Origin of the sequence: Catellatospora sp. TT07R-123 (genome assembly GCF_018327705.1) — a bacterium.
Lineage (GTDB): Bacteria > Actinomycetota > Actinomycetes > Mycobacteriales > Micromonosporaceae > Catellatospora.
This window is the reverse complement of record NZ_BNEM01000001.1, coordinates 4110543-4134054: the sequence shown is the minus strand read 5'-3', so window position 1 is coordinate 4134054 and position 23512 is coordinate 4110543. Positions and strand designations below refer to the sequence as shown.

Below are 23512 nucleotides of genomic sequence, written 5' to 3'. Positions count from 1 at the left end.
CGGCGGGGCTGGTGCCCGGGTGGGTCAGTACAGGTCGCGCAGTGCCTCGGCGATCTGGTCGATCTCGCGCAGCTGTCCGGTGGACACCGCGATGACCAGGTCGTACGCCGTGTCCTGGTCGAGTGCTGCCAGGCGGCGGCGGGTCACCGCGCCGTTGACGGTCAGGAACGCCGTCGCCGCGATCCAGCCGATGCGCTTGTTGCCGTCCACGAACGGGTGGTTGCGCACCAGCGACTGGAGCAGCGCCGCGGCCTTGGTCCACAGGTCCGGGTAGGCGTCGGCGCCGAAGACGGTGCTGCGCGGCCGGGCGACCGCGGACTCGACCAGGCCGGGGTCGCGCACGGCGACGCCGAGCCGGGCCGCGATCGCCATGACGTCCGCGTACGACGGGACGAAGAGCTCGCTCACTGGGCCAGCCGCGCGAGCAGGTCCTCGTGCAGCGCGACGATGTCGTCGACCGCCGCCGCGAACGCCTCCGTCGAGGCGTCGACCGTCTCGGGCAGGTCGTCGAGGGCAGCCAGCCGCTCCTCGTCGACGGGCCCGGATTCGACGGGTACGGGGCGCTGGCGGGTCTCGTCGGTCATGAGTCGAGGTTAGCGCCGGGGGCAACCGTGTTGCCGCGCTCGCGGGCGGCGACGGTGGCCGGGTGCTCGGCGATCAGGCCGTGCTTCTCGCGCTGGGCGCACAGCTCGGCCAGGCGCGCGTACGCCTGCGCGCCGATGAGCTCGGTCAGCTCCGGGGCGTAGCTGACGTACATCGGTTCGGCGCCGGTGTGCGCGTCCGGGGACGAGGTGCACCACCAGTGCAGTTCGTGGCCGCCCGCGCCCCAGCCGCGCCGGTCGAACTCGCCGATCGAGGAGACCAGGATCCGGGTGTCGTCGGGGCGCTTGGTCCACTGCTGGTCGCGCCGGACCGGCAGCTGCCAGCACACGTCGGGCTTGTAGCGCAGCGGGTGCACGCCGTCGCGCAGTGCCTGGGCGTGCAGGGCGCAGCCGCCGCCGCCCGGGAAGTCGTCGTCGTTGAGGAACACGCACGGGCCGTGCTCGCCCTGGGTGGCGGTGCGCCGGGCGGGCTTCTCGTCGTGCAGTTCGTCGAGCTCGGTCCACTTCTCGAAGCCGCGTACGTGGTGCTGCCAGGTGGTGCGGTCCAGTCGCTTGACCGCCGCCTTGACCCGCTTGACGTCGTCGTTGTCGGTGAAGAACGCACCGTGCGAGCAGCAGCCCTCGCGCTCGCGACCTTCGATGATGCCCCGGCACTTGCTGCCGAACACGCAGGTCCACCGCGACAGCAGCCAGGTCAGGTCGGCCCGGATCAGGTGCTTGGGGTCGGCCGGATCGGCGAATTCGAGCCATTCGCGCGGGAAGTCCAGCGGGGTCTCGCCCTCGTGCTCCATCCGTCCAGGGTACGGCGGCGCCGGGGAGTGCCCGTCCCTGCCGCGCCGCCGGGTATCCGAGACGATCTTCCGTACCGCCGGGCGCGGGCCACCGCTAGGTTATGGGGCATGCGGCTCGGGGTGCTGGACGTCGGGAGTAACACCGTCCATCTGCTGGTGGTGGACGCGCATCGGGGTGCCCATCCGTGGCCCGCGCATTCGCAGAAGGAGCGGCTGCGGCTGGCCGAGCAGCTCGGTGAGGCCGGGGAGCTGACCCGGGCCGGGGCGGACGCCCTGGTCAAGGCATGTGTGCAGGCGCGGGTGGCGGCCCGGGAGCTGGCGGTCGACGAGCTGATGGCGTTCGCGACCTCGGCGGTGCGCGACGCCACGAACTCGGCCGAGGTGCTGCGCCGCGTACGCGAGGAGGCAGGGGTCGACCTGCGGGTGCTCTCCGGCGAGGACGAGGCCCGGATGACCTTCTTCGCGGTCCGCCGCTGGTTCGGCTGGTCGGCGGGGCGGATGCTGGTGCTCGACATCGGCGGCGGCTCGCTGGAGATCGCGGCCGGGATCGACGAGGAGCCCGCCCATGCCGTGTCGCTGCCCCTCGGCGCGGGCCGCCTGACCAGGATGTTCTTCCAGAGCGACCCGCCGTCCGCGGCGGAGCTGGCGGAGCTGGAGTCGTACGTGGACGCGCAGTTGCAGCACCGCGAGCTGGCCGCGCTGCGCGGCTGGAAGATGGCGGTGGCGACGTCGAAGACGTTCCGGTCGCTGGCCCGGCTGGCGGGCGCGGCGCCCAGCGGCGACGGGCTGTGGTCGCCGCGGTCGATGACCCGGCAGGGGCTGCACCAGGTGCGCGGGTTCATCCAGCGGATGGCGTCGCCGGCGCTGGCCGAACTGGACGGGGTCAGCGCGAGCCGGTCGCATCAGCTGCTGGCGGGTGCCGTGGTGGCGGAGGCCACGATGCGCCGTCTGGGCATCGACGAACTGCGGATATGCCCCTGGGCGCTCCGGGAGGGGGTCATCCTCGACCGCTTGGACCAGCTCACCGGCAGGTGATGGGGCTACCCTGGACAGCGTGTCCATTCCCGTACTCCTGTCCAGTTCGTCCGTTTTTCCGGAGCCGACCGCGGCCGCTTTCGAGCTGGCCGCCGCGCTGGGTTATGACGGCGTCGAGGTGATGGTGTGGACCGACGCGGTCAGCCAGGACGCGGGTGCGCTGCGCGGTCTGTCGCGCCACTACGGCGTGCCGGTGCTGTCGGTGCACGCGCCCTGCCTGCTGGTCACGCAGCGGGTGTGGAGCTCCGACCCGAAGGAGCGGCTGCGCCGGGCGGTGGTGCTGGCCGACACGCTGAGCGCCCCCACCGTGGTGGTGCACCCGCCGTTCAGCTGGCAGCGCGACTACGCCCGCGCGTTCGGCGACACCGTCGCGGACCTGGCGCACCGGCACACCGGCATCCGCGTCGCGGTGGAGAACATGTATCCGGTGCGCATGGGCCGCCGCCAGTTCGTGCCGTACGCCCCGGGCTGGGACCCGACCGAGACCGGCTACGACTCGTACACCCTGGATCTGTCGCACTGCGCGGCCTCGCGCTCCAACGCGATGATCATGGCGGACGCGATGGGGGCCGGGCTGGCCCACATCCACCTCGGTGACGGCACCGGCGAGGGCCGCGACGAGCACCTGGTGCCCGGCCGCGGCGGCCAGCCGTGCGGGGCACTGCTGCGTTCGCTGGCCGGGCGGGGGTTCACCGGTTCGGTGGCGCTGGAGGTGGCGACCCGCAAGGCCGGCAGTCGCGCCGAGCGCGAAGCCGACCTCGCGGAGTCACTGGAGTTCGCCCGCACGCACCTGAGTCAGCCGGTCACCCGACCGGCGTGAGGACCGGGGTCAGTTCCTTGGCCCGCTCGGCGGGCTGGGGGAGGCGGGCCGCCGGGGCGGCCGCGCTGGCGGCCTTCTTGCGGGCGCGGTGCGCGGCCACGTGCGAGCGGGTCGCGCAGCGCTCCGAGCAGAACCGGCGGCAGTTGTTGGACGAGGTGTCCAGGTAGACGTTGCCGCAGCGCTCGTCGGCGCAGACGCCGAACCGGGCGCTGCCGTATTCGCACAGCCACACCGACAGGCCCCAGACGGCGCCCGCCAGGTATTCGGCGCTGACCGCCGAGCCGCGGCTGGTGACGTGGATGTGCCAGTTGCCGGAGTCGTGGCCGGAGATGCGCGGGTGCACGGGATGCGCTTCGAGCAGCGAGTTCAGCTCGTTGACAGCCTCGTGCTCGCGGCCGGTGGCGCCATGCTCGAACACCTCGCGCAGACGGCGCTGGGCCTTGCGAAAGACCTGCAGGTCGCGCTCGGTGGCGTCTTCGCACATCCAGTCGGGGCCGGGCAGCATGGCGCGAAGCTGGATGAGGTCGTCCAGCGGCGCGTTGACAAGCTCAACAGCCGTTCGGGCGTACGCATCGAAGTTCACCCGACAAAGGTAGAGCACCCGCGCCTTTTCCGCAGTGTCAACATAGGCGGCCCCCGAGCGGCGGTGACGGACCGTGTTCAGGCTGCTGCGCTCGGGCGATGTAGGGGTCACGGACGGTGTGCCGCCGCCGGTCGGCCCGAGGGGCCGGGAACGTCGGCGGGGCACCGCTCCCGCGGCCGGGCCGTCCTTTCGCCACCGCCACCGTCGGTGACCCGCGCGCGGGAGGCAGTGACGATGGGCACAGCCGGGCGCGAGCTGCCAAGACATAGAAGGGTGTTCTTGTATACAAGTGGCGGTGGTCCCGGCAGGCGGCGGCCGCAGGGGAGTTACGCTGCCATCATGCTTCGCTCCGTGATCCTTGCCGCCGCTCGCTCCCACAAGGTGGAGCGGCTGGTCGAGACCGCACCGGTCAGCCGTGATGTGGTCAAGCGCTTCGTCGCCGGCACCGGCACCGCAGAGGCCCTCGACACCACGTCGGAACTCGCCGACAAGGGACTCTGCATCACGCTGGACAACCTCGGCGAGGACACGCTGACCCCGGAGCAGGCCGAGGTCACCAAGGGGGCCTACCTGGAGCTGCTGAAGGCGCTGGGCGGGGCGGGGCTGACCGCCGACCGGGCGCCCGCCGGGGCCCAGACCATCGCCACGGCCGAGGTGAGCCTGAAGCTGTCCGCGCTCGGTCAGGCCTTCGACGAGCAGCTGGCCGAGGCCAACGCGCGGGAGATCTGCGCGGCCGCGACCGCGGTGGGCACGACGGTCACCCTGGACATGGAGGACCACACCACCACCGACTCGACTTTGGACATCCTGTCCCGGCTGCGCCGCGACTTCCCGGCCACCGGCGCGGTGGTGCAGGCGTACCTGCGGCGCACCGAGAGCGACTGCCGGGAGCTGGCCGTCGCCGGGTCGCGGGTGCGGCTGTGCAAGGGGGCGTACAAGGAGCCCGAGCACGTGGCCTACCAGGGGGCGCTGGAGGTCGACAAGTCGTACGTGCGGTGCATGAACATCCTGATGGCGGGCGAGGGCTACCCGATGCTCGCCACGCACGACCCGCGGCTGATCGCCATCGGGCAGGACCGGGCGCGCTGGTTCGACCGCTCGCCGAGCCAGTTCGAGTTCCAGATGCTGTACGGCATCCGCCCCGACGAGCAGCAGCGCCTGGCCCGGCTCGGGCACACCGTCCGCGTCTATGTCCCCTACGGCACGCAGTGGTACGGCTACCTCATGCGCCGACTCGCCGAGCGCCCCGCCAACCTGGGCTTCTTCGCGCGGGCGCTGGTGTCGAAGAAGTAACTGATCGGCTGATCATAGGTGGTTGACCGGGCAGGGTAGCGTCCACGTCCGTGCAGCCCGAGGACGCGACTTCTCCGTATCAACCGCCCGTCCCCGACGAAACGGCAACGCGGCACCTCCCGCTCGACGGTGAGGAACCCACCCCCAACGCCGTGATCGCGGCTGCCCAGGCGCCGGTCGTGCCGACCCAGGCCGTCCCGCAGTATCCGGCCGTGCCGCCGGTGATGCCGCAGGGCCCGCCGCCGACGTACGGGGTGCCGACGCAGGCGGTGCCCGTCCAGCCGCTGCCCGAGCAGCCGACCCAGCCGACCCCGGTGACCTCGGTGCCGCCCGCCCCGGCGCAGTACGGACCGCAGTACGGCCAGCCGACCTACCCGGCGGCCTACCCGCAGCAGCCCTACGGCCAGCAGCCTTACGGCCAGCAGGCTTACGGCCAGCAGCCTTACGGCCAGGAGGCTTACGGCCAGCAGCCCTACGGCCAGCCGGGCCAGCCGACGTACGGCCAGCAGCCCTACGGCCAGCCCACCGCGCCGCAGTACCCGGGCTACCCGGCCCCTGGGCAGCCTGTGCCGGGACAGGCCGTGCCGGGGCAGCCTGTGCCGGGGCAGCCGGTGTCGGCGCCCGTGCCGGGGCAGCCCGTGCCGGTGCAGCAGCCGTGGCAGTACCAGCAGCAGGCGCCGCAGCCGGCCGCCTGGCCGCAGCCCTATCCGGGCACCGCGCCCGCGCAGTGGCCCGGGGCGCCGGTGCCGCCGCCGCGCAAGCGGCGCGGCAAGCTCGTCGCGATCGTTGCGGTGGTGGTGGTCCTGGCCTGCCTGGGCGCGGGCACCCTGGTCGTGCTGGGCGTGCCGTGGCTGGTCAAGCAGGCTGACAAGAACCCGAGCGCGAACCCGAGCACGGCGCGCAGCCCGAAGCCGGGCGACCCGGTGAGCGTGGCCCAGGCCTGGGTGGCCGACAAGATCAGCAAGGCGCTGGCCAAGCAGGACGAGGCCCTGATCAAGGGCGACGAGTCCGGCTACCTGAGCGTGGTCGACCCGGCCGCGACGGCCGCGGTCGAGACCCTGCAACGGCAGTTCCAGTCGCTGCGGGCCATGAAGGTCTCGCTCATCGCCGACAAGGCGGACCGGCCCTCGCCCGTGGCGACCGCGGACGGCGAGTGGCGGACCGAGGTCACGACGCAGACCTGCTTCGTGGTCACGCCGTGCGAGGACGCCGAGGCCAAGTCCGGCACCCGCTGGCGGATCGACAACGACCAGGCCGTGATCGTGGAGTGGACGCCGCGCACCGGCAACCCGTCGCCGCACCCGTGGCAGGTCAGCGAGCTGGTCGCCAGCGCGGGCGAGCGGACCGTGGTGGCGACCACCCCGACGTACGCCGCGAAGCTGCCCACGCTGCTGCGCGAGGCGGAGAAGGCGGCGCAGGTCGCCGACCGGTTCGTCCGGCCCGACCACAAGCCGAGCCGGTACATCGTCTACTACGCGGGTAAGCGCGAGTGGAAGAGCTGGTTCAACTGGGGCCCGCCGGACTGGGCCGGCGGCGTGGCGATCGACGTCAGCGACGACCGATACGAGTTGGTGCTCAACGCGGACGTGCTGCAGCCGAGCTTCCTGGACAACATCCTGCGCCACGAGCTGACCCACGCCTCGTCGCTGCCCGGCCGCTACACCGACCGCGACGACCTGTGGTGGCTGGTCGAGGGCCTGGCCGAGGTCGCCGAGATGTCCGGCCTGCCGGTCAAGCAGTACGAGGGCCTGCCGGACGTGAAGCGGTACCTGAAGGGCTGGGACGGCAACGTCGAGGTCGAGCCGCCGGGTGACAAGACCGACGAGTGGATCGTGGGCGCCCGCTACGGCATCGGCTTCCTCGCCCTGCGCCATGTGAGCGAGAAGTTCGGCGAGAAGAAGCTGGTCGAGTTCTTCCACGCGATCGTGCACGACCACCAGTCGATCGAGAACGCCGCCACGAAGGTCCTGGGCGTGTCCTGGCCCGCGCTGGAGAAGGAGTGCGCCGACTACATCAAGCGCAATGCTCGCTGAATCAAGCGCAATGCTCGCTGATCTTGACGAAAGCCTCGCATCGGTCACAACCGTCCCGGTACCGTACTCAATACACAGGAAGGTACGGCCGCGACACTTCCACCACGGCCGTCCTGTGCTGGAGGAGGTGGGGCTGGTCATGATCGGATCAGCACGACAGGACGCCCGCCTGGCGGAAGTCAGGTTCCTCACCGTGGCCGAGGTGGCCACGCTCATGCGGGTGTCGAAGATGACCGTGTATCGCCTGGTGCACTCCGGCGAGCTGTCGGCGGTACGTGTCGGCAGGTCGTTCCGGGTGCCCGAGCAGGCGGTTCAGGAGTATCTGCGCGCGGCGCTGTGACCGTCCGCGCTCAGGCACAACCCCCTGGACGTGCAAGTGCGGCTGCTCGGCTACCCTGAACGGGTTCCACCACCGTCAACGTCGAGAGGGATGCCGTATGGGCTCCGTGGTCAAGAAGCGCCGCAAGCGCATGGCGAAGAAGAAGCACCGCAAGCTGCTGCGCAAGACCCGCGTTCAGCGTCGTCGTCTCGGTAAGTAGTGCGTGTGCCCGGGCTGTGACTGTTCCGGCTCGGCGTCCAACTTCGCCGCCCCGGGGAGGCGCGTCATGACCACGGTAGACACCGGCATCGCCGGAGACCGTGTGCGCGCACCCCGGGTCGTCATCGTCACCGGCATCAGCCGGTTCCTCGGGGCGACCGTCGCCGCCCGCATCGCGGCCACCCCCGGGGTGTCCCGCGTGATCGGCGTCGACCGCGCCGACCCGCCCAGCGAGCTGCGCCCGCTGCTGCGCGGCGTGCGCGTGCACCGCATCGACCTGAGCGACGGCGCGGGTGAGCTGGTCGAGCTCGGCGCCGAGGCGCTGGTGCACCTGGCCGTGATGTCCTCGCCCGACGGCAGGGGCGGCCGGGCGGCGATGAAGGACCAGAACGTCATCGGCACCATGCACCTGCTCGCCGCGTGCCAGCAGATGCCGTCGCTGCGGCGGCTGGTGCTGCGCTCGTCCACCGCCGCGTACGGCGCGTCGTTCCGCGACCCGGCGGTGTTCACCGAGGACACCGAGCCCCGGGCGGTGCCGCGCGGCGGCTACGCGCGCGACATCCTCGACATCGAGGGCTACGTGCGGGGCTTCCGCCGCCGCAACCCCCGGGTCACCACCACCGTGCTGCGCTTCGCCCCGTTCGTCGGGCCGCGCGCCGACACCGGGCTGCTCCAGCTGCTGGCGCAGCCGGTCGTGCCGACGGTGCTGGGCCGCGACCCGCGCCTGCAGTTCATCCACGCCGACGACGCGCTGGAGATCCTGTGCCGGTCGGTGCTGGAGGACCACCAGGGCGTGTTCAACGTGGCCGGGCCGGGCACCATCACCCTGTCCCAGGCGATCCGCCGCCTCGGGCGCGTCGCGCTGCCGGTGCCCGAGGGCACCCTCCAGTCCGCCACCGTGTACGCGGGCGGCGTCGGCGGCCTGAGCAGCCTGGACCAGGTCGACCTGTTCGTGCACGGACGGGTGGTCGACACCGCCCGCCTGACCGCGCAGTACGGCTTCACCCCCCGGTCGACCGCCGACGCGTTCGACGACTTCGTCCGGGCCCAGCACGGCGGCGCCGTCCTCACCCCGGACCGGATGGCGCAGACCGAGCAGCGCATCCTCGACATGATCAGGTCGGTCCGGGCAGGGAGGACCCCGTGACCACTCCTGAGCACACCCCCGAGGTCGCCGACGAGTTCGACCAGCGCGTCGCCTCCGGCCTGGCCTTCCTGCGCCGCCGCCTGTCCGGCCAGTACCAGGTCGACGAGTTCGGCTTCGACCCCGAGCTCACCGAGCAGGTGTTCCAGCCCGTGCTGCGCCTGCTCTACCGCGACTGGTTCCGCACCGAGGTGCTCGACGTCAAGAACCTGCCCGCCGAGGGCGGTGCGCTGGTCGTCGGCAACCACTCCGGCACCATCGCCCTGGACGCGCTGATGCTGACCGTGGCCTGCCACGACGAGCACCCGGCCCAGCGGCACCTGCGCCTGCTCGGCGCCGACTTCGTGTTCAAGCTGCCGTTCGTGTCGGAGCTGGCGCGCAAGTCCGGTGCCACCCTGGCCTGCAACCCGGACGTGGAGCGGCTGCTGGAGGCGGGCGAGCTGGTCGGCGTCTTCCCGGAGGGCTTCAAGGGCGTCGGCAAGAAGTTCGCCGACCGGTACAAGTTGCAGCGGTTCGGCCGGGGCGGGTTCGTGTCGGCGGCGCTGCGCACCCGCAAGCCGATCGTGCCGGTCGCGATCGTCGGCGCCGAGGAGATCTACCCGCTGCTGGGCGACGTCAAGCCGCTGGCCCGGCTGATCGGGGCGCCGTACTTCCCGATCACGCCGACGTTCCCGTGGCTGGGGCCGCTGGGGCTGCTGCCCCTGCCGAGCAAGTGGCTGATCCGGTTCGGCGAGCCCATCGACACCGCGCCGTACGCCGACCGCGCCGACGACCCCGCGGTCGTGTTCAACCTGGCCGACCACGTGCGCGAGACGATCCAGGGCATGCTGCACGAGCTGCTGGAGCTGCGGCCGGACGCGTTCGGCCCGTAGGCCGCGCGCGGGTTCACAGCGCCAGCGCGCGCAGGTCCAGCACGTGCCAGACGAGGGTCTCGTTGTCGCCGGTGGACCACCACAGCATCCCGTCGCGTGCCACGACCTGGTTGGAGACCGGGGCGACGCGGGTCAGCTTCGCGGTCTTCAGGTCGTACAGCAGCAGTTCCGTGGCGGCGTAGTCGGCGCTGGAGCGCGAGTAGACCTCGTACCGGTCCAGCAGCGCGATGTCGGTGACGGCCGCCGCGACGCTGCCGACGGCGGTGCGCACCGTGCCGCTGCCGTCGGGCTTGCGCAGCTCGATCGTGGTGGTCGCGGCGTCGTCGCCGCCGATGGTGACGGCGCGGCACCAGGCGGGGGAGCAGGACAGCATCTCGCCCGGCTGCGCCGGGACGGCGGTCTCGGCGCCGCTGCCCAGGTCGTGCAGCCGCACCGGGGTGCCGTCGGCGGTGTCCTCGCTGACCAGCCATGGCCAGGCGCTGATCGACCAGGCGCCCGGGACCTCGCGCCGCTGCGGCTTGCCGCCCGCCAGGGGCACGGTGAAGACCGCCGACACGTCCGGCTTGCCGATGTCGGAGATCCAGCTCAGCAGCCCGTCGTGCAGGCTGAGGTCGCCCTGCTTGTCGAACAGCACCACGTTGCCGGTGTCCGGGGTGACCACGCGCGGCGCCCCGGCGGCCAGCGGCGCCGCCATCACCCGGGTGTGCGCGGCCCCGTCCTTGTCGCTGGTCAGCTCCAGCCAGGCCAGCGTCGTGCCGTCGGTGGTGAACCCGGCGAACTCGGGCGCCCGCTCGCGCGGCACCGTGACCAGTTCCCGCTGCTGGCCGCCGCTGAGCAGCAGCAGCCGGATGCCGTTCTCGTCGGCCGTGGGCGCGGTGCCGACCGACCGCTGCGGGTCGAGCAGATACACCGGGGTGTACGGCGCGCCGTCGGGCAGCAGGCCGGGCAGCTGCGACAGCGCCGCCCCGGCCGCGAGCTCCGGCGTGCCGTTCTCCGGCCGGGCCGGGCCACCGGGCCCGCCCGGGTCCAGCGTCAGCATCACCGCCGCGGCGCCCACGGCCGCGACCAGCGCGACGGCACCGCCGACCCGTCTGGACCGGGCACTCGTACGGCGCTCGCCCGCAGACTGTCCCTGCTCGTCCGCCCCCCGCGGCCGTACGGTCTCCGTCACAGGCTCTTCTTCCTCCGTCGGCTCAGCGCCATCCCGCCGACCACCGCGCCGGCGACCATGCCCGCGCCCAGGACCATCGGCACGGCCACCTTGGCGGCGTTGCGGCCGCTGCGGAAGTCGCGCATCTCCCAGCCCTGGCTGCGGGCCATCCGGCGCAGCGCGCTGTCCGGGTTGACCGCGACCGCCCGGCCGACCGTGGTCAGCATCGGCACATCGTTGATCGAATCGCTGTACGCGGTGCACCGCGCCAGGTCCAGGCCCTCGGCCGCGGCCAGCGCCTCCACGGCGTTGGCCTTGTTCGGGCCGTGCATCATCTCGCCGACCAGCCGCCCGGTGTAGGCGCCGTCGCGGATCTCGGCGACCGTGCCCAGCGCGCCGGTCAGCCCGAGCCGGGCCGCAATGACCCGGCCCAGCTCCACCGGGGCGGCGGTGACCAGCCACACCCGCTGGCCCGCGGCCAGGTGGGCGTCGGCCAGCGCCCGGGTGCCCGACCAGATCCGGTCGGCCATCAGCTCGTCGAAGATCTCCTCGCTGAGCCGCTGCATCTCCTCGACCTGCCAGCCCTTGACGAACGACAGCGCCGCCTCGCGGGCCTTGGCCATGTCGCCCGCGTGCTCGGCGGCCAGCAGCCGGAACCGGGCCTGGCTGATCGCGAACCGGGCCAGGTCGATGGTGGTGAAGTAGCGCCGGGCGGCCAGGCCGCGGGCGAAGTAGTACAGCGACGCGCCCTGCATCATCGTGTTGTCGACGTCGAAGAACGCGGCCGCGGTGCGGTCCTGGGCGGGCCGCGCGGTCGGCGCCAGCTCGGCTGCGGCCAACGGCGGCTGTGCCGTCATCACCGCCTCCTCGAGCGGGGCTGACCTCTGCCTGCGCGCCATCCGACCTCCTCTGCCGTGCCCGCGCCCGGTTGTGGCGAGCCTTCTCACAGCGTAGGGGCGCGATGCCCGTTCGGCATCGCGCCCCAGTTCCGTGCCATGACGTCCGATCAGCCGAGCAGGCCTCCGAGGATGCGGCCCAGCTCGTCGAGCAGGCCCTCCTCCTGCTGCGGCGCCGGCGACTGCCCGGCCGGGGCCGGGGACGCGCTGGCCGACGGGGCCGGGGAGGCCGACGGGTTGGGCCCGTTGCCGGCCGGCTTGCCGTTGTTCTCCTTGACCGGGTCCTGCGGGCGCTGCTGCGTCGGCTGCTCCGGCTGCGGGCTGGCGTTGGCGCAGGTGCCGGGGACGGCACCCAGCTTGTCGCTGCCGACCGAGGCCGCGCCGCAGGCCATCGCCGTACGGGCGTCGGCTGAGCGCTTCTCGATCTGGTCGAGCAGGCGCAGCGAGTCGGTCACCTTGTCGCGGCCGGTGCCCGTGGCGTCGTCGAGCAGCTGCGCCACCAGCATCCGCTGGTCGCCGACGAAGCGGTCCACCGAGTCCAGCGCGCCGGTGTCGCCCCGCTCGATCGCCGACGTGAGCAGCATCTTGATGCCCTGGCGGGTGTCGCCGTCCATGTCGCGCAGCGCGTCGGTGAAGCCCTCGGCCCCGCGTACGGCGTGGGCCTCCTGGAGGCGGGTGCGGGCGAACTCCAGGTAGAGGCGGCCGCGGCTCAGGTCGGACCCGGCCAGGGCCAGCTGCGCCTTCTCGGTCGAGCGCTTGACGCCGTACAGCGTGTCGCCGGGTATCGCGTCACCGCTCGCCACCGACACGCCGGACAGTGCCAGCGTGCCGGCGGCGATGCCGACCACGATCGCGCCCCGGGCGCGGGCCCGTCCGGTGCGCGCCGACCAGCCGGCCGTGGAGCGCCGGTCGTCGACTTCGGGTCGGGCGGTGACGCCGATGCCTTCGCGTTGCGCGGTGGCGATCAGCTGAGCGCGGAGATCGCGCTTGAACGTGGCGTCGGGCGTGCCGGGCAGCGTGACGGTCTGGAGCTGCTGCCCGACCGCGACCAGCTCGGTGAGCTGGTCGTCGACGCGGGAACGCGTGTGGTGACGGCGGCCGCCATTGGCCTCGTCGAGTAGCTGGGCGAAGCGCTCGGCGCGCCGGCGATCGAACAGGGAGGTGTTCACCGCGGGCACCCCCCTTCGCTGATCGCGGTGACTGATACGGCGAGGGCGGTGGAGATTGCCGCTCGCACCCGGTCAAACGCGATCAGGGCACGATCAGTTACGCCCGCCGCGGTGGTGCCACCGCAGAGAGTGATGTGAATCACGTTCACGGCTGGAAACCCTCCGGGAGCAGTCGGGCCAGGGCGCGCACCGCGCGGTACTGCAGCGCCTTGATCGCGCCCTCGTTCTTGCCCATCGCCTGCGCGGTCTCGGCGACCGAGAAGCCCTGCAGGAACCGCAGCACGATGCACTCCTGCTGCTCGGGGTTGAGCTGCTTGACCGCCGTCAGCAGGGCGACGTTGGTGATGTGGTCCACCACCGCCGTCTCCGGGCTGCCCTCGGGGCCGCGGTCCTCGCGGTCGGCGTCGAGCACGTCGCCCGTGGTGACCTCCAGCCGGTAGCGGCCGGACTTGAAGTGGTCGGCGACGAGGTTGCGCGCGATGGTCACCAGCCAGGCGCCGAGGTCGCGGCCCTGCCAGGTGAAGCTGCCGATGCGCTTGAGCGCCCGCAGGAACGTGTCGGAGGTCAGGTCCTCGGCCAGCGGGCGGTTGCCGACGCGGAAGTAGATGAACCGGAAGACGGTGTCGACGTACCGGTCGTAGATGAGGCCGAACGCCTCGGCTTCGCCCTGCTGGGCCCGCTCGACCAGCGTCCACACCTCGTGCGCGGCGTCGCTGGGGTCGGGCCGGTCGGGGAAGACCGGGCTGCCGCCACCGCCGGTGCCCTGCTCCTCGACCTCGGGCAGCACCGCGGTGTCACCCTCGGCCGTGGCGCCGTGCGGCCCGGACTGGGTGGGCATGCCGCGGCCGCCGACCCGGCCGCCGACGGGCTTGGTGCCGGGAGGCTGGTGCCGGGTCGCGGCGTCGTTGGCCTGCCGGGTACGGATGCGCTGCGTGCCGCCGTCGCCACGTACCGCGGTGGCGAGCATCTCGTTGAGCGAGATACGAAGGGCTGCCAGACCGTCGACCAGGGCCCGGCGGGCCGCTGCCACCTCGCTGGTGATCAGCTCATCGCCGTAGAACAGAGAACTCATCCCGCCACCTCCGCGTGCCCCCAGTCCGATACGCCCCGCGCCGCCGGCGGTCGCGCGCGACCACCGGCATAACGGGCAATACCCACCATAAGCCGCTGAACACCCATGGGGCACGCGTTCAGTGCGATAACCGGCACAAAGGCCTCCTCTGGCTGAGGGGTGTCGACTCATGGCAAAACGGGCGAGTCGACCCTGGTGATGATAAGGGCCAACGTCACCCAGCGGTATGGAGCCAGTTACACGCTGGACCGAAATGTTGCCGCCTGCGGGAAGACCTCGTCGCACAACGTGTGCGGCATAGCGCCCTCGGTGTGCCAATGTGGGGCCGACTCACCCGCCTGGGTGAAGATCGCCCAGCTCGGGCCGCCGACAGGGGTTGCCGGACCGGGTCGGGGGCGTGAACGGGGCTGGGCGGGCCACCCTCCGCTGTGGAAAACTCAGCCCCCGTGAACCTCGCCACACTGCTGCGCAACCAGGCCGCCACCCAGCCGGACCGCATCGCGCTGCGCGCGGGCGAGCAGACGCTGACCTGGGCCGAGTGGGACGCCCGCACCGACGCCGCCGCGCACGGGCTGGCCGCGCTGGGCCTGCCGGCCACCGGCGGGCACGCCGCCCGGGTCGCGATCGCGCTGCCGAACACGGTCGAGTTCGCGGTCGCGCTGACGGCCGTGCTGCGGGCCGGGCTGATCGCCGTGCCGTGCAACCCCGGCCTGACCCCGCGCGAGCTGCGCCACGTGCTGGCCGACAGCGGCGCGCAGGCACTGCTGGCGACACCGGACCTGCTGGCGGGCGTCGCCGGGGCGGTGCCGCACGAGCTGTCGGCGCTGCCGACCGCCGCCGCGGCGGGCGAGCTGCCCGCAAGCGCCGACGAGCAGGTGGCGGTCCTGCTCTACACCTCCGGCACCGAGGGCGCGCCCAAGGGCGCGATGCTGCCGCACCGGGCGCTGCTGGCCAATCACCGGCAGCTGGGCGCCGTCGAGCCGCCGCTGCTGGGCGCCGCCGACACGGTGCTGCTGGCACTGCCGCTGTTCCACGCGTACGGCCTGAACACCGGCCTGGGCTCGGTGCTCTGGCACGGCGCCACCGGCGTGCTGGTGCCCGACTTCGACCCGGCCGGCACCGCCGGGGCCATCGCGGCGCACGGGGTCACCGTCGTCGTGGGTGTGCCGCAGATGTTCCTGGCCTGGAGCACCCTGCCGGACGTGCGGGAGCGGCTGGCCTCGGTGCGGCTGGCGGTGTGCGGCGCGGCGGCGCTGGAGCCCGCCGCCGCGACCCGGTTCGCCCAGCTCACCGGCATCACGGTGCAGGTCGGCTACGGGCTGACCGAGACCGCGCCCGTGCTGGCCGCGACCGTGGCCGCGCCGTCGGCCAAGCCCGGTTCGATCGGGCGCCCGCTGCCGGGCGTGGAGCTGCGGCTGGTCAACGCTGCGGGGGAGGACGTGTGGCGCGGCGGCTCGGCGCTGCTCGACGACGATGACGACGACGACCCGGACCTGGCCGTGCCGGACTCGCCGGGCACCGACCCGGGCGAGCTGGTGGTGCGCGGCGAGAACCTGTTCCTCGGGTACTGGCCCGACGGGCGGGGCGGGCCGGACGCCGACGGCTGGTGGCCCACCCGCGACGTGGCGTACGCCGACGGCGACGGCGACCTGTTCCTGGTCGACCGGCTCGGCGAGCTGATCCTGGTCAGCGGCTTCAACGTGTACCCGGCCGAGGTCGAGCAGGTGCTGCTGGCCCACCCGGGCGTGGCGCAGGCGGCGGTGCTGTCCGCCCCGCACCCGCTCACCGGCCAGCAGGTGCGCGCGATCGTGGTGCCCGCGCCGCGCGCCGAGCTGACCGAGGCGGAGCTGGCCGCGCACTGCGCCCGCAACCTGGCCCGGTTCAAGTGCCCGGCGCGCATCGAGTTCGCCCCGGAGCTGCCGCTGTCGGTCATCGGCAAGGTGCGCAAGTCGCTGCTGCGAGAATGACCGGGTGACCCGACTGACGCTGTACACCCGGCCGGGCTGCCATCTGTGCGAGGTGGCCGCCGAGACGCTCGACCGCATCGGCGAGCCGTACACCGAGATCGACATCTCCGGCGACCGCGAGCTCGAAGCCGACTACGGCGACCGCATCCCGGTGATCATGCTGGACGGACGGGAGCACGGCTACTGGCGGGTGGAGGAGGACCGGCTGCGCCGCGACCTGGCCAAGCAGTGATCACCCGGTACTCTGTCCCGATGGGAAGGCATCTCGTCTGGGACTGGAACGGCACACTGCTCGACGACCTGCACCTCGTGGTCGCCGCGACCAATGCGGCGTTCGCGACGGTCCCCGGCCCGGCCGGGCCGGTCTCGGTGAGCGTGCACGAGCACCGCCGCGACTTCCGCCGCCCGATCAACGAGTACTACGGGCAGGTGCTGGGCCGCGAGGTGAGCCGCGCCGAGTTCGCCGTGCTCGACCAGGTCTTCCACGACAGCTACCGGACCAGCCTGACCACCGTCGCGCTGGCGGCCGACGCGCTGGCGGCGATGGCGGCCTGGCAGGGCACCCAGTCGCTGCTGTCCATGTGGTTCCACCACGAGCTGGTGCCGCTGGTCGACCGGTACGCGCTGACGTCGAAGTTCCTGCGGGTCGACGGGCTGCGCGAGAACACCGACGGCGGCTTCAAGGCGATCCACCTCAAGCGGCACCTGGCCGAGCTGAGCATGGACGGCGCGAACGTGGTCATGATCGGCGACTCGATCGACGACGCGGACGCGGCGGCCTCGGTCGGCGCGAGGTGCGTCCTCTACAGCGGCGGCCTGACCGACCCGGACCGGCTGCGCGCCTACGGCGTGCCGGTGGCCGACAGCCTGCTCGACGCGGTGACGGTGGCCACGACCCTGTCCTGAGCGGGCGGTGACCTCGGTCGCATCCCCTGGTCCCGGGCAGTGAGATCGATCACTGCCCGGTTTCTGTTTTCGTGCGCACTTCGGGGCGCGAGACGATCAGCGTGACCGATGGGGATGGGCGTGTTTTGTCGCTGGTTGTCATAGTTGCGACATAATCGCGGAGCAGCGCCCATCCGGACTGCCGCGACGAACCGCGCACGAGCGCGCTCGACGAGCCCGGCAGACGCCTGACGAGCCAGAGTGGGGGCACCATGCCGCGGGGGCATTCTGGCCGTTGAGCGAGTCCCGGATGGGCGCGCTTTCAAGATCGCGATTTGTGCACCCGTTCACAAGCGCCTAGGCTGTTGCCTCGACGTTCCCCGCTAGCACAGAGCCGATCGGCCATGTGATCCGGGGGTCTAAGCCTTGTTCGGCACGGAGTCTCATGAGTCAGCAGCGCACCGGTCACGAAGCCGGGATCACCGGCCGTGTCGGCGCGGCCGCCGGAGGATCAGACCCGGATTTTCCGGATCTGCCCGAGGCCACGGTGGCCCGGCTGCCGGAGTATCTCCGCGCCCTGCACCACCTCGCCGAGACCGGCCACGACACCGTCTCCAGTGAGGGTCTGGCCAGCGCCGCCGGGGTCAACTCGGCCAAGCTCCGCAAGGACCTGTCGCACCTGGGCTCCTATGGCACCCGCGGCGTCGGCTATGACATCGAGCCCCTGATCAGCCAGATCGAGTACATCCTCGGGCTGAACAAGCGGCGCGCCGTCGCCCTGGTCGGCGTCGGCAACCTCGGCCACGCCCTGGCCGGCTACGCCGGGTTCGTCAGCCGCGGCTTCCGCATCGCCGCGCTGTTCGACGCCGACGTCACCCGGGTCGGCGAGCTCATCAACGGCATCCCGGTCCGGCACGTCGACGACATCCCCGAGGTCGTGGCCGCCGAGGGCATCTCCATCGCCGTGCTCGCCACCCCCGCCGGTGCCGCCCAGATGGTCGCCGACCAGCTCGTGGCCGCCGGTGTCACCAGCATCCTGAACTTCGCCCCGGTCGTGCTGAACCTGCCCGACCAGGTGGACGTGCGCAAGGTCGACCTCGCGGTCGAGCTGCAGATCCTGTCGTTCCACGAGCACCGCAAGTCGGCGCGCAACGGCGCGCGGGCGGCCGAGGACGGCGCCCGTGACGGCGGCGGCGAGCCGGGCGGACCGCGCCTGCGCAGCGGCGCGAACAGCACCGCGCGGCGGGGCGCCCCGGCAGTGGCGCGCTTCCTGGCCGCCGAGAGCGGCACCGGCCCCGGCCGGACCGCGCGTGGGGAGGTCGCCGCATGAACCTGATCGTGGTCGGTGCGTCATACCGCACCGCGCCGGTGGAGCTGCTGGAGCAGCTGTCCCTGGTCGACGGTGCGCGGGCCCTGCCGCGCCTGCTCGCCGACGGGCGGGTGGGCGAGGCCGTGGTCCTGTCCACCTGCAACCGGGTCGAGGTGTACGCGGCCGTGCCCGCGTTCCACCCGGGCCTGAGCCACCTCGGCGACGTGCTCGCCGAGCTGACCGGCCTGCCCGCCGAGCGTCTGGCCTCCTCGCTGTACGTGCACCACGGCGACGACGCGGTGCGGCACGTGTTCCGGGTCGCGGCCGGGCTGGACTCGATGGTGGCGGGCGAGGCGCAGATCCTCGGCCAGCTGCGCGAGGCGTACCAGTCGGCCACCGACGCCGACGCCACCGGCCGGGTGCTGCACGAGCTGCTCCAGCAGGCGCTGCGGGTGGGCAAGCGGGCGCACGCCGAGACCGGCATCGACCACGCGCCGCGCAGCATGGTCAGCGCGGCCCTGGACCACGCCGTCGCTCAGTCTGAGCAGGCCTGCGACTGGCTGGTCGTGGGCGCGGGCGCGATGGGCGCGCTGGCCGTGGCCGAGCTGACCCGCCGCGGCGCGGGCACCGTCACCGTGGTCAACCGCGGGCACGAGCGGGCCGAGCGGCTGGCCCAGGCGTACGGTGCGCAGGCTGCCCCGTTCGAGCGGCTGCCCGAGCTGCTGGCCGCCGCCGACGTCGTCATCACCGCCACCGCTTCGGTGGACCACGTGCTCACCGTCGACAACGTGTGCGCGGCGCGCACCGGTGCCGCCAAGATCCTCACTATCATCGATCTGGCGCTGCCGCGCGACGTGGAACCCGAGGTCGGTGGGCTCGACGGCGTACGGCTGGTGGACGTGGCGCGCCTGGGCGCCGTCGTGGCGCAGCCCGCCGACCGCGAGGTCCTGGCGGTCGAGCGGATCGTCGACGCCGAGGTCGAGACGTACGCTGGGTGGCTGCGCGGGGCCGAGGTGGCCCCGACGGTGGCCGCGCTGCGCGCCCGCGCCGACGACGTGGTCACCGCCGAGCTGCGGCGGCTGACCCAGCGCCGCGCCGACCTGACCGACGAGCAGCGTGCCGAGGTCGCCCACACGGTGCACCGCATCGTGCAGCGGCTGCTGCACCAGCCGACGGTGCGCGTGCGCCAGCTCGCCGCCGAACCCGGCGGTGAGGCGTACGCCCAGCTGCTACGTGACCTGTTCGACCTGTCGGTGATCCCCGGATCGCCGGCGAAGACCACGGTGGCCGACGTGCCGGACGTTTCCGGGCGGCCGGTGACGGAAGAGGGTGCCCGATGAGTTCTCCCACTGGTGTGCTGCGCCTGGGCACCCGGGGCAGTGCCCTCGCCCTCGCGCAGTCGCAGATGGTCGCCGACGCGCTCACCAAGAAGACGGGTATGGCCGTCGAGCTGGTCGAGATCGTCACCCCCGGTGACCGCTCCTCCGCGCCGGTGCAGCAGCTCGGCGTGGGCGTGTTCGTCTCCGCGCTGCGCGACGCGCTCGGTGCCAAGGAGATCGACTTCGCGGTGCACTCGTACAAGGACCTGCCCACCGCGCCCGCTGACGGCCTGGCCATCGCGGCCGTGCCCGAGCGGGCCGACCCCCGCGACGCGCTGATCGCCCGCGACGGGCTCACCCTGGCCGAGCTGCCCTCCGGGGCGGTCATCGGCACGGGTGCGCTGCGCCGCATCGCGCAGATCGCCGCGCTGGGGCTGCCCGTCACGACCGTGCCGATCCGCGGCAACGTCGACACCCGCCTGCGCAAGGTCGCCGACGGCGAGCTGGACGCGGTGGTGCTGGCCCGCGCCGGCCTGGCCCGGCTCGGCCGCGCCGGCGAGGTCACCGAGATTCTGGACCCGATGCTCATGCTGCCCGCGCCCGCCCAGGGCGCGCTGGCGATCGAGTGCCGGTCCGCCGATACCGCTCTGGTCGAGGCGCTGGCCGCACTCGACCACCGGGCCACCCGCGCGGCGGTCACCGCCGAACGGGCCCTGCTGGCCACGCTCGAGGCCGGGTGCAGCGCGCCCGTCGCGGCGCTGGCCGAAGTCACCGAAGACGACGAGATCTACCTGCGCGGTGCCGTGATCAGTCCGGACGGGCGGTTCTCCCTGCGGCTGTCACGCACCGGAACGCTCGCCGAGGCCGAGCAGATCGGGCGGCTGCTCGCCGCCGACCTGCTCGAAGACGGTGCCGAGAATGTACTTGGGAGTGCAGAATGACCCGCACCCGTAAGCCCGCCGGGCACGTCGCGTTCGTCGGGGCTGGACCCGGCGACCCTGGCCTGCTCACCCGCCGCGCCTACGAGACGCTGCGCGAAGCCGACCACATCGTGTACGACCGCAGCGTCCCCGACGCGATGCTGGAGTCGCTGCGCACCGAGTTCGGCGAGCAGACCGAATACAGCCCCGCCGAGGGCGTGCCCGGAGACGTGGCCAAGGTGCTGCTGTCGGAGGCCCGCTCCGGCCGCAACGCCGTCCACCTGGTCGCCGGTGACCCGTTCGGCCACGACGCCGTGGTCAAGGAGGTCCAGGCGGTCGCCCGCACCAACGTGCGGTTCGCCGTCGTGCCCGGCATCGGGCAGGCCGCGGGTGTCGCGACGTACGCGGGGGTGCCGCTGACCGGCGTGCGCACCTCGACCGACGTCGACGACATCGCCGCGGTCGACTTCGACGGGCTGGCCTCGGCGCTCAAGCACGGCTCGGTGGCGCTCGCGGTCGACGCGGGCGACCTGGCCTCGGTGCGCGACGGGCTGCTCGCGGCCGGCGTCGAGGGCACCGCCCAGGTCGCGATCACCGGTGACGGCACCGGCGAGACGCAGTACACGACCATCTCGACCGTCGACAGCTTCGTCGCCGCCGCGCTGGGCTTCTCCGGCCGCGTCGTGGTGACCGTCGGCTCCGGCGTGGCGAACCTGGACCGGCTCGGCTGGTGGGAGGCGCGCCCGCTGTACGGCTGGCGCGTGCTGGTGCCGCGCACCAAGGAGCAGGCGGGCGTGATGAGCGCGCGGCTGCGGGCGTACGGGGCGATCCCGTGCGAGGTGCCGACCATCGCGGTCGAGCCGCCCCGGACCCCGGCCCAGATGGAGCGGGCGATCAAGGGCCTGGTCGACGGCCGGTACGCGTGGGTCATCTTCACCAGTGCCAACGCCGTGCGCGCGGTGTGGGAGAAGTTCGGCGAGCACGGGCTCGACGCCCGCCACTTCGGCGGCGTCAAGATCGCGTGCATCGGCGAGTCGACCGCCGAGGCGGTGCGCTCGTTCGGCATCCAGCCCGAGCTGGTGCCCGGCGGCGACCAGTCCAGCGAGGGCCTGCTGGCGGAGTTCGCGCCGTACGACGAGATCTTCGACCCGGTGGGCCGGGTGCTGCTGCCCCGCGCCGACATCGCGACCGAGACGCTGGCCGCGGGCCTGACCGAGCGCGGCTGGGAGGTCGACGACGTCACGGCCTACCGGACCGTGCGGGCGGCGCCGCCGCCGGAGGAGATCCGCAACGCCATCAAGTCGGGCGGGTTCGACGCGGTGCTCTTCACGTCGTCCTCGACCGTACGCAACCTGGTCGGCATCGCGGGCAAGCCGCACACCCGCACCGTCGTGTCCGTGATCGGCCCGAAGACGGCCGAGACCGCGGTCGAGTTCGGCCTGCGCGTCGACGTCCAGCCCGAGCACGCCTCCGTGCCCGACCTGGTCGAGGCGCTGGCGATGTACGCCGTCGAGCTGCGCGAGCGCCTGGCGGCGATGCCCGCCAAGCAGCGCCGCGGCTCGAAGGTGCAGGGCCCGACCGCGCTGAGGTTCCGCTGACCGTCTGAACCGCCGGTATCGGCATAGGGGGTAGCCATGTCCTTCCCGAACATCCGCCCGCGGCGGCTGCGCACCAGCGCGGCCATCCGGCGCATGGTCAGCGAGACCCGGCTGCACCCGGCCGAGCTGGTGCTGCCGCTGTTCGTCAAGGAAGGGCTGGCCGAGCCCCGGCCGGTCAGCTCCCTTCCGGGCGTGGTGCAGCACTCGCGCGAGTCGCTGCGCAAGGCCGTCGCCGAGGCGGCCCAGGCCGGGGTCGGCGGAGTCATGCTGTTCGGCATCCCCGAGCGCAAGGACGCGACCGGCTCCGGCGGCACCGACCCGGGCGGCATCCTCAACGTCGCCATCCGCGACGTGGTCCACGAGGTCGGCGACGCGGTCGTGGTGATGAGCGACCTGTGCCTGGACGAGTTCACCTCGCACGGGCACTGCGGTCTGCTGCGCGAGGACGGCGTGGTCGACAACGACGCGACGCTGGCCGCGTACGCCCGGATGGCGGTGGCCCAGGCCGCCGCCGGGGTGCACGTGGTCGGCCCGTCCGGGATGATGGACGGCCAGGTCGGCGTGGTCCGCAAGGCCCTCGACGAGGTCGGCTACACCGACGTCACCATCCTCGCGTACGCCGCGAAGTACGCCTCCGCCTTCTACGGCCCGTTCCGGGAGGCGGTCGAGTCGTCGCTGGACGGCGACCGGCGCACCTACCAGCAGGACCCGGCGAACCTGCGCGAGTCGCTGCGCGAGGTGGCGCTCGACGTCGCCGAGGGCGCCGACATGGTCATGGTCAAGCCGGCCCTGGCCTACCTCGACGTGATCAGCGCGGTACGCGCCCAGTTCGACGTGCCGGTCGCCGCCTACCAGGTCAGCGGCGAGTACGCCATGGTCGAGGCGGCCGCCGCCAACGGCTGGATCGATCGCGAGCGGATCATGATGGAGACGCTGCACTCCATCCGCCGCGCCGGCGCGCAGATCATCCTGACGTACTGGGCCACCGAGGCCGCCCGCCGCCTCCGCGCGGAGTACTGAGCCCGGCTCCTAGGATCAGCTCATGATCGCTGAGCTGCAATGCGTCGTGCTCGACTGTCCGGAACCCGCCCGGCTCGCGGCCTTCTACCAGGCCGTACTGGGCGGTGACGTGGACCGGCCGGATCGCCGCTGGTCGCTGGACGCCGACTGGTCGACGCTGCACCTGCCGTCCGGCCTGGTCCTGTGCTTCCAGCGGGTGGTCGCATACCAGCCGCCGCAGTGGCCCGACCCCACCCGCCCGCAGCAGTTCCACCTGGACTTCGGCGTCCCCGACCTCGACCGCGCCGAACCCGACGTACTCGCCCTCGGCGCCCGCCTGCTGGACGGCACGTCCAACCGTGGCTGGCGCGTCTACGCCGACCCCGCCGGCCACCCGTTCTGCCTGGTCCGCCACTAGCGCGGCGTCAGGCCGCGGGTCGGCTGCGGGCGGAGATCGCGATGGCCGGTCAGAAACTGTCGCCTGAGCGGCTCATGTGACCGCAGACAGCGATCTTGC

24 protein-coding genes and 1 pseudogene are annotated in these 23512 nt (G+C 72.8%); 17 read left to right on the top strand and 8 right to left on the bottom strand.

Annotated elements, in window-relative coordinates; genetic code table 11:
• Positions 1 to 24 precede the first annotated feature (24 nt).
• From Cs7R123_RS17875 to Cs7R123_RS17865, 3 genes are read right to left on the bottom strand one after another with little or no spacing between them, the layout of a single operon-like run.
• On the bottom strand, positions 25 to 408 hold the full coding sequence (locus tag Cs7R123_RS17875; RefSeq protein ID WP_244871889.1) for a type II toxin-antitoxin system death-on-curing family toxin: 384 nt from the start codon (positions 406 to 408) through the stop codon (positions 25 to 27).
• Positions 405 to 584: a hypothetical protein gene (locus Cs7R123_RS17870; RefSeq protein WP_212827900.1), complete on the bottom strand. Its 180-nt coding sequence runs from the start codon at positions 582 to 584 to the stop codon at positions 405 to 407. The genes Cs7R123_RS17875 and Cs7R123_RS17870 overlap by 4 nt, the downstream gene beginning before the upstream one ends.
• Positions 581 to 1393 carry a hypothetical protein gene (locus Cs7R123_RS17865; protein ID WP_212827898.1) on the bottom strand — a complete coding sequence of 271 codons (813 nt, stop codon included), beginning with the start codon at positions 1391 to 1393 and terminating at the stop codon, positions 581 to 583. The genes Cs7R123_RS17870 and Cs7R123_RS17865 overlap by 4 nt, the downstream gene beginning before the upstream one ends.
• A 108-nt stretch (positions 1394 to 1501) precedes the next feature.
• On the opposite strand from Cs7R123_RS17865, the gene Cs7R123_RS17860 reads away from it, so the two are divergent.
• Together Cs7R123_RS17860 and Cs7R123_RS17855 are read left to right on the top strand one after the other, a co-directional pair.
• A complete protein-coding gene (locus tag Cs7R123_RS17860) occupies positions 1502 to 2428 on the top strand; it encodes a Ppx/GppA phosphatase family protein (RefSeq protein ID WP_212827896.1) in 927 nt (308 codons plus the stop codon).
• Between the two features lie 19 nt (positions 2429 to 2447).
• A complete protein-coding gene (locus tag Cs7R123_RS17855; protein ID WP_374706962.1) occupies positions 2448 to 3248 on the top strand; it encodes a sugar phosphate isomerase/epimerase family protein in 801 nt (266 codons plus the stop codon).
• On the opposite strand, the gene Cs7R123_RS17850 is transcribed toward Cs7R123_RS17855, so the two are convergent.
• Complete coding sequence (locus Cs7R123_RS17850; protein WP_212827895.1) at positions 3232 to 3831, bottom strand: CGNR zinc finger domain-containing protein; 600 nt, start codon at positions 3829 to 3831, stop codon at positions 3232 to 3234. The genes Cs7R123_RS17855 and Cs7R123_RS17850 overlap by 17 nt on opposite strands.
• Positions 3832 to 4170: 339 nt before the next feature.
• On the opposite strand from Cs7R123_RS17850, the gene Cs7R123_RS17845 reads away from it, so the two are divergent.
• The 6 genes from Cs7R123_RS17845 (at position 4171) to Cs7R123_RS17820 (ending at position 9711) form a co-directional block, all read left to right on the top strand.
• The gene (locus Cs7R123_RS17845; RefSeq protein ID WP_212827894.1) at positions 4171 to 5124 is read left to right on the top strand and encodes a proline dehydrogenase family protein; all 954 of its coding nucleotides are present in this window, start codon (positions 4171 to 4173) and stop codon (positions 5122 to 5124) included.
• Positions 5125 to 5276: 152 nt separating this feature from the next.
• Positions 5277 to 7157, top strand: coding sequence for a hypothetical protein (locus Cs7R123_RS17840; protein WP_212827893.1), 1881 nt, complete (start codon positions 5277 to 5279; stop codon positions 7155 to 7157).
• Positions 7158 to 7296: 139 nt separating this feature from the next.
• A complete protein-coding gene (locus Cs7R123_RS17835) occupies positions 7297 to 7497 on the top strand; it encodes a helix-turn-helix domain-containing protein (RefSeq protein ID WP_212829236.1) in 201 nt (66 codons plus the stop codon).
• A gap of 97 nt (positions 7498 to 7594) precedes the next feature.
• Positions 7595 to 7696 (top strand): 30S ribosomal protein bS22, encoded by a 102-nt coding sequence (locus Cs7R123_RS17830; RefSeq protein WP_007465623.1) that lies wholly within the window; start codon positions 7595 to 7597, stop codon positions 7694 to 7696.
• A 66-nt stretch (positions 7697 to 7762) separates the two neighbouring features.
• Positions 7763 to 8842, top strand: a complete 1080-nt coding sequence (locus Cs7R123_RS17825) for an NAD-dependent epimerase/dehydratase family protein (RefSeq protein WP_212827892.1) — start codon at positions 7763 to 7765, stop codon at positions 8840 to 8842.
• Positions 8839 to 9711 carry a lysophospholipid acyltransferase family protein gene (locus Cs7R123_RS17820; protein WP_212827891.1) on the top strand — a complete coding sequence of 291 codons (873 nt, stop codon included), beginning with the start codon at positions 8839 to 8841 and terminating at the stop codon, positions 9709 to 9711. Before Cs7R123_RS17825 ends, Cs7R123_RS17820 begins: the two co-directional genes overlap by 4 nt.
• A 13-nt stretch (positions 9712 to 9724) precedes the next feature.
• Here Cs7R123_RS17820 and Cs7R123_RS17815 read toward each other — a convergent pair whose 3' ends face one another.
• From Cs7R123_RS17815 to Cs7R123_RS17800, 4 genes and pseudogenes are all read right to left on the bottom strand, one after another.
• Positions 9725 to 10882 carry a hypothetical protein gene (locus tag Cs7R123_RS17815; RefSeq protein ID WP_212827890.1) on the bottom strand — a complete coding sequence of 386 codons (1158 nt, stop codon included), beginning with the start codon at positions 10880 to 10882 and terminating at the stop codon, positions 9725 to 9727.
• A complete protein-coding gene (locus tag Cs7R123_RS17810; RefSeq protein ID WP_212827889.1) occupies positions 10879 to 11718 on the bottom strand; it encodes an HAD family phosphatase in 840 nt (279 codons plus the stop codon). The genes Cs7R123_RS17815 and Cs7R123_RS17810 overlap by 4 nt, the downstream gene beginning before the upstream one ends.
• A 371-nt stretch (positions 11719 to 12089) precedes the next feature.
• A pseudogene (locus Cs7R123_RS17805) lies at positions 12090 to 12926 on the bottom strand (DUF5667 domain-containing protein); the annotation flags it as partial.
• A gap of 145 nt (positions 12927 to 13071) precedes the next feature.
• A complete protein-coding gene (locus tag Cs7R123_RS17800; protein ID WP_374706994.1) occupies positions 13072 to 13893 on the bottom strand; it encodes an ECF subfamily RNA polymerase sigma factor, BldN family in 822 nt (273 codons plus the stop codon).
• A gap of 551 nt (positions 13894 to 14444) precedes the next feature.
• On the opposite strand from Cs7R123_RS17800, the gene Cs7R123_RS17795 reads away from it, so the two are divergent.
• From Cs7R123_RS17795 to Cs7R123_RS17755, 9 genes are all read left to right on the top strand, one after another.
• On the top strand, positions 14445 to 15965 hold the full coding sequence (locus Cs7R123_RS17795; protein ID WP_212827885.1) for an AMP-binding protein: 1521 nt from the start codon (positions 14445 to 14447) through the stop codon (positions 15963 to 15965).
• A gap of 4 nt (positions 15966 to 15969) precedes the next feature.
• On the top strand, positions 15970 to 16197 hold the full coding sequence (locus Cs7R123_RS17790) for a glutaredoxin family protein (RefSeq protein ID WP_212827881.1): 228 nt from the start codon (positions 15970 to 15972) through the stop codon (positions 16195 to 16197).
• A gap of 20 nt (positions 16198 to 16217) precedes the next feature.
• The gene (locus tag Cs7R123_RS17785) at positions 16218 to 16871 is read left to right on the top strand and encodes an HAD family hydrolase (RefSeq protein WP_212827880.1); all 654 of its coding nucleotides are present in this window, start codon (positions 16218 to 16220) and stop codon (positions 16869 to 16871) included.
• Between the two features lie 424 nt (positions 16872 to 17295).
• Entirely contained in the window at positions 17296 to 18180 is an 885-nt protein-coding gene (locus tag Cs7R123_RS17780) for a redox-sensing transcriptional repressor Rex (RefSeq protein WP_212827878.1), read from the top strand.
• On the top strand, positions 18177 to 19499 hold the full coding sequence (locus tag Cs7R123_RS17775) for a glutamyl-tRNA reductase (RefSeq protein WP_212827877.1): 1323 nt from the start codon (positions 18177 to 18179) through the stop codon (positions 19497 to 19499). Before Cs7R123_RS17780 ends, Cs7R123_RS17775 begins: the two co-directional genes overlap by 4 nt.
• The gene (hemC, locus tag Cs7R123_RS17770; RefSeq protein ID WP_212827876.1) at positions 19496 to 20419 is read left to right on the top strand and encodes a hydroxymethylbilane synthase; all 924 of its coding nucleotides are present in this window, start codon (positions 19496 to 19498) and stop codon (positions 20417 to 20419) included. Before Cs7R123_RS17775 ends, hemC begins: the two co-directional genes overlap by 4 nt.
• On the top strand, positions 20416 to 21996 hold the full coding sequence (locus Cs7R123_RS17765) for a uroporphyrinogen-III synthase (RefSeq protein WP_212827875.1): 1581 nt from the start codon (positions 20416 to 20418) through the stop codon (positions 21994 to 21996). Before hemC ends, Cs7R123_RS17765 begins: the two co-directional genes overlap by 4 nt.
• A gap of 36 nt (positions 21997 to 22032) precedes the next feature.
• A complete protein-coding gene (gene hemB / locus Cs7R123_RS17760; RefSeq protein ID WP_212827873.1) occupies positions 22033 to 23016 on the top strand; it encodes a porphobilinogen synthase in 984 nt (327 codons plus the stop codon).
• Positions 23017 to 23038: 22 nt separating this feature from the next.
• Positions 23039 to 23413 (top strand): VOC family protein, encoded by a 375-nt coding sequence (locus tag Cs7R123_RS17755; RefSeq protein ID WP_212827872.1) that lies wholly within the window; start codon positions 23039 to 23041, stop codon positions 23411 to 23413.
• Positions 23414 to 23512 lie beyond the last annotated feature (99 nt).